Raw genomic sequence first — 12527 nt, 5'->3', positions numbered from 1 at the left:
TAAAAAATCTGATTTGTCGTATATTTCTCATAGACTCGTTTAATTAATTGTTTTGATTGGCCAAAGTGTACCTCAACAGGACACAGCGGGTAAACAAACGCGACACTTCTACTTCCCAAATAAATTTGCTAAAAATCTTCTGTAACATGGCAACGTCTGATCAATCTGGCCGACTATGCTTATTTGGATTTTCAGCCTGTTTTAATTGAAGGCAGTCAGCCTATTTAGCTCATCCCATGTTAGAGGGCAAAAAGACACCAACGATATCAAGCAGCCCCATCCTGATTAACCAGACTTTCCAGCTCCCTGTTCAAAGCAATATACGGCAATAAACTGGCCGGCAAGGTCATGTCAATTTCCTTGTAAATGCGCCGGTAGCGGTTGACTTTTTGCCTTTCGCGGAACTGCTCGAAATAAGCGGCGCAGGTTTCGGCATTTTTGAGCGCCATCGTCTTGACCAGCTTGCCGACTGTCCGCTGCATGCCTTCCTCCAGGTCATTGGCGACCCTTCTTTCCCAATGGTCATGGCGCGGCATGGCTGCCAGGCGGTCATAGATGGTGTAAAGCCCCAGATAAGCGGTGGTGTCGTTGAACAGTTTCAGGATAGCGATAAAATCCTTCGCGGTTTCGGCAGACAGCGCCACGATCAGCGGGAAATTCTCAAGGCTGTTGATAAATAGGATCCTGCGGGCCAGCGCATCGGGTATGCCCTGCTGCCGGTAGACGTCAAAGCGCGTCTGAAACAGCGCGGTTCCGATGAGGCCGGCTTGGTCAAAGTACATTTCGTAAGCCGTCAGATAGAGGCGATAGCGGCGGATGGTCTGCTCGTCCGGACGGATTTTCCGGCCATGAATCAAGGCCCAGCGGCAGAAGCCGGCCAGGATGCTTTCCAGTTCAAGCAACAGCGAGTATTGCCTGTCGGCGGCCAGCTGATTGTCCAGCGCGTAAACAGCCTGCCTGAAGGCATCGCCGTCCAGCACCTGGTCAAAGGCCAGGTAGCAGGTGACGTTATCCATGGTGTTGACGTTTTGCCTGTCGATGTCGAGGCTCAGAAAGCTGCAGCCGGCCTGATTGATGATCTTGTTGCTGACATAGGTGGCCCTGATTTCGCCGGACAGCGCATGGCTGGGCAGATAATCACTGTAGCGCTCATTGACCTGTTCCGGAAAATAGGCCTGCAGATAACATTCGCTGCAGGCCTCTTCGAGTAAAGAGACCTGCTCTTGTATCTGTTGCGTCAGCTGCATCTTGGCGGCCGCCATCAATACGGCCAGCTCCGGCCGGGTCAGGGTTTGCCCCGGCCGAGCCAGCACCTGCTTGGTCTGGGGAAACGATTCGACTACCCGGTCGAAAACGCCGGCGGCTTCCAGGCGCTCGGCCAGATGCAGGAAAACCTCCGGGTTGTCGGCGCAGCGCCGGACATCGAGTGACAGGCAAAGGCTCTGGGCATAATTATCGGCCAGCACCAGCTGGCAGACTTCATCGGTCATGCTGACGAACAACTGTTGGTAATCACTGATGACGTTCTTTTTTTGCAGGCCGGTCAGCAGGATCTTCAGATTGACTTCATGGTCGGAGGTGTCGACGCCGGCCGAATTGTCGACCGCATCGGTGTTGATGCGGCCGCCCTTCAGGCCGTATTCGATGCGCGCCTTCTGCGTGAAGCCCAGATTGGCGCCCTCGCCGACCACGCGCGCACCGAGCTCGGCCGCATTGACGCGCACGTTGTCATTGCTGCGGTCGCCGACCTCTTCGTGCTTTTCTACGGCCGCTTTCACGTAGGTGCCGATGCCGCCCAGCCACAACAGCTCGACCGGCGCGGTCAGCAGATAGCGGATCAGCGATTCGCCGTCCAGGATTTGGTAGCGCACGCCCAGCCATTTTCTGAGCTCGGCCGAAATCGGGATGTCCTTGGCCGATCGCAGATAGACGCCGCCGCCTTCGGAAATGAGGCTGCGGTCGTAATCGTCCCAGCTCGATCCGGGCAGTTCAAACAGGCGCTTGCGCTCGTTGAACGGCGCATCGCCCGGCATCGGATCGGGATCGATAAAGATATGCTGGCCGCTGAAGGCCGCCAGCAGGCGGATGCACGGCGACAGCAGCATGCCGTTGCCGAACACGTCGCCATCCATGCTGCCGATACCGACCACCGTAAACGGCTCTTGCTGGATATCCTTGCCCAGCTCGCGAAAATGGCGTTTTACGCACTCCCAGGCGCCGCGGGCGGTAATGCCCAACGCTTTGTGGTTGTAGCCCCTGGAGCCGCCGCTCGCGAACGCATCGCCCAGCCAGAACCGGTAGTCTTCCGAAATCCCGTTGGCGATATCCGAAAACCCGGCCGTGCCCTTGTCGGCGGCCACGACCAGATACGGGTCGACATCATCGTAAGTCACCAGGCCTTCGGGCTTGACGACCTGATCGCCGTCATAGTTGTCGGTCAAGTCGAGCAGCCCCTTTATCAACGTGACATAGGCTTTTTTGCCGGCCGTTTTCAGATCGGGAAGCACGCCGTTTTTCTTGATGACGAAGCCGCCTTTCGCGCCGGTCGGGATGATCAGCGCGTTTTTGCTGATCTGGGTCTGCATGAGTCCGAGAATCTCGGTCCTGAAATCGTCGGGGCGGTCGGACCAGCGTATGCCGCCGCGCGAAATCCGGCCGGCGCGCAGATGGATGCCTTCCATGTCGAACGCATGCACGTAAATCTCATGCTGCGGCCTGGGAGGCTGCATATCGATGACGCCGAGGCTGTTGATCTTGAAGGCGACAAAATACTCGGACTGGCTGCGGCGCCGATGAAAATTGCAGCGCATGGTGGCATCGATCAGATTGAACAGCGTGCGCAAAATCCGGTCGTCATTGATGTCGGACACTGAGGCAAAGCTTTCGAGCAGTTGCAGGCGCAGCGGGAATAATATCTGGTCTTCCCTGACCATGAGATCCTGCCAGGCCGGGTCCGGCCTGAAGCGGGCTTCAAAATATTTGAACAGAAAATGCGCGACGGCCGGATTGTTCAACAAAGCGCGATGCAGACTGGCCAGTGTGGTGTTATGGCCCAGTTGCAAGTAATAATTGCGGTAAGCCCTGAGCACGTCGATGTCCTGCCAGTTCATGCCGGTCATGACCAGCAGGCTGTTGAGCGCGTCATTTTCGGCCTTGCCGTCCAGCATGGACTGGATCATTTCCAGCATGCGGCATTTCAGGCTGTTGAAACTGGCGCACTGGCTTTTGGCCGCCTTGACAGTGAAGCTTTTGATAAACAGCGCAGTGCCGTCGAGCGTGAGGCAAAACTGCATCTGGTCGATGACTCTCAGGCCCATGTTTTCCAGCATCGGAATGTATTCATCGAGGAAACGCTCCTGCCGGCTGAAAAAATGCAGCCGGTAATGCTCGATGTCCCGATAAGGGCTCAGCAGGTTGACGCGCTGGGCGCCTGATGCCAGCACCTGCTTCAAGTGCACGATATCCTTGATCGCGTAACGCGGCGACACCCGGGTTTTATATTCCACCGAGAACAATGACGGGTATTTCTGCCACAACCGGACGTTAATGTCCCGGCCGAAAGCCCTCTCCGCCAGTTGCATGAACGATACGGACCAGGGCCGGGCCAGCCGGTTCAGCTGGCTGTCCAGCCTGTCGACATTGATCGTGGTCAGTTCCCGTTCAGGGATCAGCGCCAGTTGCAGGCCGATGTAACTGCCGCCCGGGATAACTTTGCGGCTGTTTTCCACGCGACAGGCCAGCTCCCGGCACAGCAAATCGAACAGAACCGCCTCTATGCCGTCCCTGTAAAGCGCGATCGGCACGATGATCAGGGCTGATAGCCTGTTCGGGCTGGCGCTGGCCAGTATCAGCAACTTGATGACTTCGGGCCGGTAAAGATAGCGTTTCAGCGACTGCGCGATCAGGTGCAGCTGAATGTCATCGGACAGAAACACTTCGACTTTTGGAAACAGATTGAAGATTTCCTTGAGCTGAAAATATTCATGGCTGTTGCAGTAGACTTTGATGGCATGCAGCGTACGGTCTATTTTTTCACTCAGCGCCGGAATCGTATTGAGGGTTTCGTTCATCTCCACTTCATCGAACAGACCGAAGAACGCGTGCTCTATCCACGCGCCATCCGCCCCGGTCTGCCTGAAGCCCAGATAGACCAACGGACGCGCCTGGGCAATCGGGCTGATGACCGGAATGGCTTCAACGATGACTTCGGTTTGCCGGGCCAGTATGTTTTTCAGGCTGCATGGGAAATCCGCATCATAACAGGTATAAGGCGCAATATCGGTTAACGCGTCCTCTGCCAGACTGATCATTTGCTGCACCGGCAAATCGGAGGAAAACCGCTGCCAGGCGACAAAAACGAATGCGTCATCCTTAAGCCAGTCGATAAAGGCGGCGTATTTTTCCAGCGCGGCGATTTGCTTCAGCCCGTTCAGTTTGCCGTGCATCTCGGCGCGGCTGCGGTCGACCTTTAATGCGGCGGCAATGACCCGGGCAATGCCTTGCAGCAGCAACGCATCATATGTTTCGTCGACGAACCCCAGACGGATCACAATCAGCAGTTCGGTACCGCCCGATAGCGCGTCGTTTTCCAGATAAACCACATGCCCGTCGCGGCGCCTGACGCTTAGAACCGGGTGCGCCAGCAATTCGATAGCGATGTCCAGCTTGGTCTGCAAAGCCATGATCGAATCCACGATATGCGGGACATTCTGGCAATTGACCAGCAATAACCGGTTGTCGCCTTCGTCCAGCGGGACAATTTTCATCGCGGCGGCTTCGGGCTTTGTTTCGATAAAGTCCAGTATCTGATCGATCAGCCCGGCCAGCAGCGGAGCCGGAAAAGCAATCAAATAACTGTCGGGGAACAGCAGATAATCGGCCAGTTTTCTTAAAAACCGGCGCCTTTGGTGGTCTTGGTGGGAGTCAAGAAGGCACTGAACGGCCACCAATTGCTGGCGTTGCCGCGTCCCTTTGACGGCATGTTCATCACTGATCAGCAAGATATCCAACGGCACTCCCTCATTTCAGGTATTTGACAATCTCCAGCACATTGTAGTCTTCTTGCCGCGTATACGTCACCGAATCCATCAGGGTCTTGATAAAAAAAAGGCCCATGCCGCTTTCCTTGGGATTTTCAAAGTCCGGTACCGGCACGGCTTCGAGATCGAACCCCTGGCCGTGATCGTAAACCTTGATTTTGACGGCATCCTCCTGAATTTGAATCGTTATTCTGACCGTCTCTTCGGGGTTGTTGTAATTGGCGTGCTTGATGGCGTTGATGGTCGCTTCGGTCAGCACCAGGTTTAAATGATAGGCCAATGCCTCGCGATCGCCGGCAAAATTTTCCAGGTATTTGCCTAAGCCTTCTCCGACACTGCCAATCAAATCCAGATATTTCGTCTGTGTCGGAATGACGACATCAACCTGGATGTCCGAACTGTACATACACCCCTCTACGATTCACTTTCAAATGCCTCATCCAAATCAGCATAAATTTCAAAAACCCGGTTCAAGCGGGTCAGTTCAAACATCGACAGCACCTGCGGCTGCAAGTTGGACAAGGCCAGCTTGCCTGACCTGGCCGCCGTGTTTTTATAGCCGGACAGCAAGGCGCCTAAACCTGAGCTGTCGATAAAGCGCACGCGCTCCAGCTGAACGATGATATTCGTCTCGCCCTGCTCGATCATACCCAGAATATATTCCTTCAATTCCCCGGAGTTGTGGGCATCTATCCTTTCAACTTGAATGAACAGCACGTTATAGCCATCTAGTTTTTCCTGATTCAATTTCATCTTGTTTTTCTTCTGTTCCAGTTCAATCAGCTGGTCTGCCGGCTCGCAAGCCCGGCACCCTATAAAAATGTCATCTCTTTTTGCATGTTATCAGGATAATTAATTCATGTCGTCATCCAACAAATTTTTGAGATATCCCTTGTTTCATTAGTCTAAAATTCAGCAAAAAGTTCACGATTTTATGGGCGGAACCCGTATGGCAGACACATCGACAACAACCTTGCGCACGGCGATCAGCCAGGCTTATCTGGCCGATGAGAAGGACATCATCGCGGCGCTGACGGCAAGCCTGAATACGTACGATGCGTCTGCCGTCGGCGCATCTGCCGAAGCGCTGGTGAACGCGGTCAGAGCCCGAAAGCGGCACACCGCGATTGAAGCGTTCCTGCACGAATACCAGCTCAACTCCCAGGAAGGCATTGTCTTGATGAGCATTGCCGAAGCCCTGCTCCGCATTCCCGACCGCCGGACGCAGGACCAGTTTTTGCAGGAAAAGCTGACTGTCGCCGACTGGCAGCGCCACGTCCAGCAAAGCGACTCCTTCTGGGTCAATCTGTCGACGCGCGCCTTGGTGTTTACGCGGCAATTCGAAGAACTGACGGCGCTATCGGAACAGCACTGGTTTCCGGTCTTCGAGCAACTGCTGTCCCGAATGGGCGCGCCGCTCATCCGCAACGCCCTGAATCAGGCCATGCAGCATATGGCCCTGCAATTTGTCATCGCCGAAACGATCGAGCAGGCCATCGCCCATAGCGAACAGCAGCTAACCTACCGTTATTCATTCGATATGCTGGGCGAGGCCGCGTTGACGGCGTCCGATGCCGAGCGTTATTTCCAGTCCTACGCCAGGGCCATCACTGCACTGGCCGGGCATGCCGGCAACGACGACATTTATGCCAATCCGGGCATTTCGGTCAAATTATCGGCGCTGTGCCCGCGCTATGAGCCATTGCAACGGGCGCGCGCCGTTAGCGAACTGACGGACAGGCTGCTGCATCTGGCCAATCATGCGCGCGCGGCCAACATTTCCCTGACCGTCGATGCGGAAGAATCCGAGCGCCTGGACATGTCCCTGACGATCTTTGCCGCCGTGCTGGCGCAACTGGACGGCTGGCCGGGCCTCGGGCTGGCTGTGCAGGCCTACCAGAAACGCGCCCTGCCGGTCATCCGCTGGCTGACTGCGCTGGCAGAATCCCGGCATTGCAGGATTCCGTTGCGGTTGGTGAAAGGTGCCTATTGGGACAGCGAAATCAAGCGGGCCCAGGAAAACGGCCTCAGCGATTATCCGGTGTTCACGCACAAATCGGCGACCGACGTCTCCTATCTGGCCTGCGCGCAGTTCATCCTGTCGCGGCCCGATGCGTTTTATCCGCAATTTGCCAGCCATAACGCGCACACGCTTGCCGCCATCCATCAGATGGGCAAGCAGCATCCGGGCTATGAATTCCAGCGCCTGCACGGCATGGGCGAAGCGCTTTATGACGAAATCATCGAACATCAGGGCTGGCAGGTTCCCTGCCGCGTCTACGCGCCGGTCGGGCATTATCACGAACTGCTGCCTTATCTGGTCCGGCGCCTGCTGGAGAACGGCGCCAACACGTCCTTCGTCAATCAGATCGACCATCCCGACATCAGCGTGGCGGAACTGACCGGCGATCCGGTGGCAACGGCAGAGGCGGCAGGACTGAAATCGCCGATAGTCCTGCCGCGCGATATTTATGGCGAAAAGCGGCTTAATTCGAGCGGCGTCAATCTGGCCGATCCCGAGGTGTTGAATCAATTGCAGCAGGATCTGAACGCCCTGGCCGACCGGCACTGGACGGCCGCGCCGCTGATCGACGGCCAGCTCTGCTCGGGCGAGGAACAGGTCATCGTCAATCCGTGGGACAACCGGCTGACGGTCGGCACGGTCAGTCATGCCGGACAGGACACTATTGAACGCGCCTTGGCAAGCGCCGCCAGTGCTTTTGAAGACTGGCGGCATTGCTCTGTCGAGGCGCGCGCGGCCTGCCTGAAGCGGGCCGCAGACCTTTTCGAACAGCATCGCCTGGAGCTGGTCTCGCTATGTGTTCGCGAAGGCGGCCGCACGATCAGGGACGCCCTGTCCGAAGTCAGGGAAGCGGTCGATTTCTGCCGTTATTATGCGCAATCCGCGCTTGAATTATTCAGCGAGCCCATCCGACTGCCCGGCCCGGTCGGCGAAGACAACCGGCTGTATCATTATGGCCGCGGCGTCTATGTCTGCATCAGCCCGTGGAATTTTCCGATCGCGATCTTTACCGGCCAAGTGGCTGCCGCGCTCGCGGCCGGCAATGCCGTCATCGCCAAGCCGGCCAGCCAGACCTCGTTGACGGCCATGCACTGCGTGCGCTTGCTGCACAGGGCCGGCATACCCGAATCCGTGCTGCAATTCGTACCGGCAGACGGCCGTACGACCGGCCAGTATGTCCTGCCTAATCCGCAGGTGGCCGGCATCGCCTTCACGGGCTCGACGGCCACGGCTAGGTTTATCAACAGGCAATTGGCCGAGCACCATCAGGCCATCGTGCCGATCATTGCCGAAACCGGCGGCCAAAATGCCCTGATCGCCGACAGTTCGGCCCTGCCGGAGCAACTGGTGCAGGATGCCTTGCTGTCTGCATTCAATAGCGCCGGCCAGCGCTGTTCGGCCTTGCGCGTGCTGTTTGTGCAGGAGGAAATCGCCGATAAAACCATCGCCATGCTGACCGGTGCCATACAGGAGTTATCAATCGGCGATCCCGGCCTGACCTCGACCGACATCGGCCCCGTGATCGATCATGCCGCGCTGGGGCCGCTGACGGCGCATCTTGAAATAATGAAGCAGCAGGCCAGGCTGTTCTATCAACTGCCGTTGGATGATGCCTTGCAGCATGGCAGCTTTATCGCGCCGACCCTGATCGAGATCGACTCGCTGTCGCAACTGACCCAGGAAGTCTTCGGGCCGATCCTGCACCTGGTCCGTTACCGCGCAGCCGATCTCGACCAGGTCATTGCCGCCGTCAACGCCACCGGCTACGGCCTGACGCTGGGCATACACAGCCGTATTGCAGCGACGGCCGAAAAAATCCGGCAAGGCGCCAAAGTCGGCAATGTTTATGTCAACCGCAATATGATCGGCGCGGTTGTCGGCGTGCAACCTTTCGGCGGCATGCGGCTTTCAGGCACCGGACCTAAGGCCGGCGGCCCCGATTATCTGCGCCGCTTCGTTGTCGAACAGACCGTGACGACCAATACCGCCGCAGTCGGCGGCAATGCGGCGTTACTGACTCAGGATTTGCGGTAGGCTGAGTTGGAGCTTCAGCGTAAACCCGGCATCAGACTTCGAAATGCTGGGTTTACCAAGCCAGCCTACCCAACTCAGGGTTTGCGTTAGGATTTACCAGCTCGATCTGCCATGCTACAGGCAAAGCCGCCCCGCAAGTTAATGAATCGCAAAAATATGCTTTGTGTTTCAAATGAGAATTGTTATCATTTGTAAAAATACTACTTTACCGGAGATTCCCATGTACGTATGTGTTTGCAAAGCAGTCACAGATTCCCAGATTAAAAACGCGATTAATAATGGCGTTAGCACGCGCAAACAGATATTCGATTGCCTTGGCGTCGGCAGAAATTGCGGGAAGTGCAATAAACAGATCAAGGAACTGCTTGACGGAAACCGCCGGCAGCCATCTATAATGCAGGAAGCATCAAATGAACCCATTCTTAACGCGTATTAGCAAACAAGAGGTGTAGCATGCAAGGAGACAGCCAGGTTATCGAGTATCTCAATAGGGCGCTGACTAATGAGCTGACCGCCATTAACCAGTATTTTTTACATGCCCGCATGTACAAAAACTGGGGTTTTCAAAGGCTGAACGAGAAGGTCTATCACGAGTCCATCGATGAAATGAAGCACGCCGATCGCTTGATCGAACGCATCCTGTTTCTGGAAGGCCTGCCCAACCTGCAAAGCCTCGACAAGATATTGATCGGCGAAAATCCCCAGGAAATGCTCGAATGCGATTTAAAACTGGAACACAACGCCATCCCGCTGCTCCGGGAAGCGATCGCCTACTGCGAAAGCGTTAAGGACTATATTTCCAGGGAAATCCTCGAACACATCCTCGAAAGCGAGGAAGAACATGTCGACTGGCTGGAGACCCAGCTTGAACTGATCGGCAAGGTCGGGCTGCAGAATTACCTGCAATCGCAAATGTAAAACGGCTCGCCAATGCGCTCCCGATCATCTAATACTGAAGCGTTCTTATACCGCAAGCCCTGGCCGCATCACGTATCTATTTTTTACTCCGGATTTAAGTACGAAGGCGACTGAAGTCGCCTCCACAAACTATTCCGTTTACGAGAGCAAAAATGACCGCACAAATAGGCCAGCCAGCGCCGCTGTTATCGGTTTCCGACTGGGTTCAGGGCGGGCCGGTCAATTTCGATCAGATGACAGGCCGGGTCGTGCTGGTGGAAGTGTTTCAGGTCAACTGTCCGGGCTGTTTTTTATATGCCTTGCCGCAAGCAATCTATCTGCATGAGCGTTATACGGGTCAGGGATTGTCGGTTTTAGGCGTAGCGACGGCGTTTGAGGATTTCGATAAAAACAATCTGAACAATCTGGTCAGGCTGGCCGAAACAGGCCAGGTTGTCGGCGAGACGCTGCTCGCATTGAGCCAGCGCGGCGAACTGATCGACGGATGCCTGCCCTATCGCATCCCTTTTCCGCTGGCCATGGATCGCCTGAACAAGCGCGAAGACAACATGAGCGATGAAGACATCCTGTCTTTCATCAGGGCGCGCGTGCCCGACTTTGACCAGCAATCGGAAGCGCATCAACAGCAAATCGAAAAACAGGTAAAGCGCTATTTTCAATCCCTGACTTACCGGGCAGAAACCTTCGAGCGTTTCGACCTGAAAGGCACGCCTTCGCATATTCTGGTCGACAAACGCGGCGTTTTAAGGGATTGCGCCTTTGGCGCCTGTCCGGAACTGGAAGCGCGCATAAAGGATTTGCTGCAGGAATAATCCCGTCAATCCGGACAATGCCGGCACGTAACCTTGACCCGATTGCGCCCACCTGATTTAGCGCGGTAAAGCGCATGGTCGGCGCGAATCAGAACTGCGTCGGCCTGGGCATCTGCCGCTTCCATAGCCGCAATGCCGATGCTTACCGTCGTGGAGATGGACTGGCCGTCGATCTTCAGTGGCATGTCCGCAATTTTCTGACGCAAACGATCGGCAAAAACAACGGCCGCCGCCAAGTCTGTCCCGGACAGGTAGATAGAAAACTCCTCGCCGCCCAGCCGGCCTATCGTATCGATCCTGCGCAATTCGTGACGCATGAGCGTTGCAATATGCTTGAGTATCTCATCGCCGACCGCGTGGCCGTAAGTATCATTGATGTGCTTGAAATGATCGATGTCCAGCATAAGCACGGATACATGATGGTGTTCGAGGCGCTGCAGGCGCGCCAGCTCCTCGGCCAGCCGGGCCATAAAATGACGGCGGTTGAATAGGCCGGTCAGCGCGTCGGTCGTAGCCATTTCCCAGAGTTCGGCTTCCAGGCGCTTGCGCTCACTGATGTCGAGTTTGACGCCGACAAAATGATTGATAGCGCCATTCTCGTCTCTGACCGGAGCGATCGAGAATTCCTCATAATAAAGGCTTCCATCCTTGCGTCTGTTGATCAGTTCGCCATGCCAGGTGCCGCCTTTCAGAATGGTCTGCCATAAATTCTGATAGAACTCCTCGTCCTGCAGACCCGATTTCACCAGCTCCGTCGGCCGGAAACCGATCGCTTCTTCCTTTGCATAACCCGTCAACGTCTCGAAGGCCGGGTTGACCCATTCGATCCTGGCCTGGGTATCGGTAATGACGACGCCGTGATTAACGGCTTCGAGCGCAGCGACCAACAAGCGGTCGCGTGCCTCGACCAGCTTGCGTTCGGTAATGTCCTGATGAGATACGACAACATAGCGGCTATCGGTTTGAAAGCGCGTCACGCGCGCGACGAACCAGTGCTGTTCATTTTTCGAGTGACAGGCATATTCCATGACGAAAGTATCCTGTTCACCCTCGATGACAGACCGGATGCCGGCCGCCATTGACGCAGCCTGCTCCGAACCGGGACCGACAGCGTTATCGCAGACTGTCAGGTAATTGGTTCCTGACATGGAATCGCTATGTCCGGGGAAGTTTTTCTCGTAGAAATTGCGCCAGGACTGATTGACGATGACTATTTTGCCGTTCCGATCAATCACACAGATATGCGCGCTCAGCGCGTCTATCGTCGAAATGGCGAACTGCTCCGAATCGTGCAGGCGATGTTCCAGCCGGGCCCGGCTGATGGCATAACGGATGGCGCGGATCAGGCCTTCAGTGTCGAAGCTGCCTTTGACCAGATAATCCTGAGCGCCGTAATCGAGAGTACGCAACGCGAAATCCGTATCGTCATGGCCGGTCAGTACAATGATGGGCAGCGGGCCCGCCGCCTGCCGGCAGGCGTGCACGGTTTCAAGCCCGCTGGAATCGGGCAATGACAGATCCAGCAGCAAAACATCGTAAGGCAGACTCTCATGGAGCTGTGCCCGTGCCTCGGCAAGCGTAGCGACCCAGGTGATATAAAAATTCACGGACCGGGCCGCGAGCAAGGTCGAACGAATCAGATGGGCATCGCCCGGTTCATCCTCGACCAGCAATACGCGACAGAGTGTCGTATCGATCATA

Annotated in this window: 8 protein-coding genes; 4 read left to right on the top strand and 4 right to left on the bottom strand. The window is 55.8% G+C overall.

Going from position 1 to position 12527, the window contains the following annotated elements; translation table 11 throughout:
- Positions 1-266: 266 nt before the first annotated feature.
- Genes ACTNE6_RS06695 through ACTNE6_RS06685 form a run of 3 tightly spaced genes read right to left on the bottom strand, consistent with a single transcriptional unit; the run spans position 267 to position 5792 of the window.
- Positions 267-5009, bottom strand: coding sequence for an NAD-glutamate dehydrogenase domain-containing protein (locus tag ACTNE6_RS06695; RefSeq protein ID WP_442499077.1), 4743 nt, complete (start codon positions 5007-5009; stop codon positions 267-269).
- A 10-nt stretch (positions 5010-5019) separates the two neighbouring features.
- Positions 5020-5445 carry an ATP-binding protein gene (locus ACTNE6_RS06690; protein ID WP_194968626.1) on the bottom strand — a complete coding sequence of 142 codons (426 nt, stop codon included), beginning with the start codon at positions 5443-5445 and terminating at the stop codon, positions 5020-5022.
- 8 nt (positions 5446-5453) lie between these two features.
- Positions 5454-5792: an STAS domain-containing protein gene (locus ACTNE6_RS06685; RefSeq protein WP_442499076.1), complete on the bottom strand. Its 339-nt coding sequence runs from the start codon at positions 5790-5792 to the stop codon at positions 5454-5456.
- Positions 5793-5988: 196 nt separating this feature from the next.
- Between ACTNE6_RS06685 and putA the strand changes: the two genes are divergently transcribed.
- The 4 genes from putA to ACTNE6_RS06665 all read left to right on the top strand — a co-directional run bounded on the left by putA (position 5989) and on the right by ACTNE6_RS06665 (position 10826).
- Positions 5989-9096, top strand: coding sequence for a bifunctional proline dehydrogenase/L-glutamate gamma-semialdehyde dehydrogenase PutA (putA, locus tag ACTNE6_RS06680; protein ID WP_442499075.1), 3108 nt, complete (start codon positions 5989-5991; stop codon positions 9094-9096).
- 172 nt (positions 9097-9268) lie between these two features.
- Positions 9269-9532 (top strand): (2Fe-2S)-binding protein, encoded by a 264-nt coding sequence (locus ACTNE6_RS06675; protein ID WP_442499074.1) that lies wholly within the window; start codon positions 9269-9271, stop codon positions 9530-9532.
- A 17-nt stretch (positions 9533-9549) separates the two neighbouring features.
- On the top strand, positions 9550-10014 hold the full coding sequence (gene bfr, locus ACTNE6_RS06670; protein ID WP_194968629.1) for a bacterioferritin: 465 nt from the start codon (positions 9550-9552) through the stop codon (positions 10012-10014).
- A 152-nt stretch (positions 10015-10166) separates the two neighbouring features.
- Positions 10167-10826 (top strand): TlpA family protein disulfide reductase, encoded by a 660-nt coding sequence (locus tag ACTNE6_RS06665; RefSeq protein ID WP_442499073.1) that lies wholly within the window; start codon positions 10167-10169, stop codon positions 10824-10826.
- Between the two features lie 5 nt (positions 10827-10831).
- On the opposite strand, the gene ACTNE6_RS06660 is transcribed toward ACTNE6_RS06665, so the two are convergent.
- Positions 10832-12526 (bottom strand): diguanylate cyclase, encoded by a 1695-nt coding sequence (locus ACTNE6_RS06660; protein WP_194968631.1) that lies wholly within the window; start codon positions 12524-12526, stop codon positions 10832-10834.
- Between the last annotated feature and the right edge of the window lies 1 nt (position 12527).

The sequence above is a fragment of the Methylobacter sp. sgz302048 genome, assembly GCF_052162025.1.
GTDB lineage: Bacteria > Pseudomonadota > Gammaproteobacteria > Methylococcales > Methylomonadaceae > Methylobacter.
The sequence above is the reverse complement of the archived record's forward strand: the minus strand, read 5'-3'. Positions and strand labels throughout refer to the sequence as shown.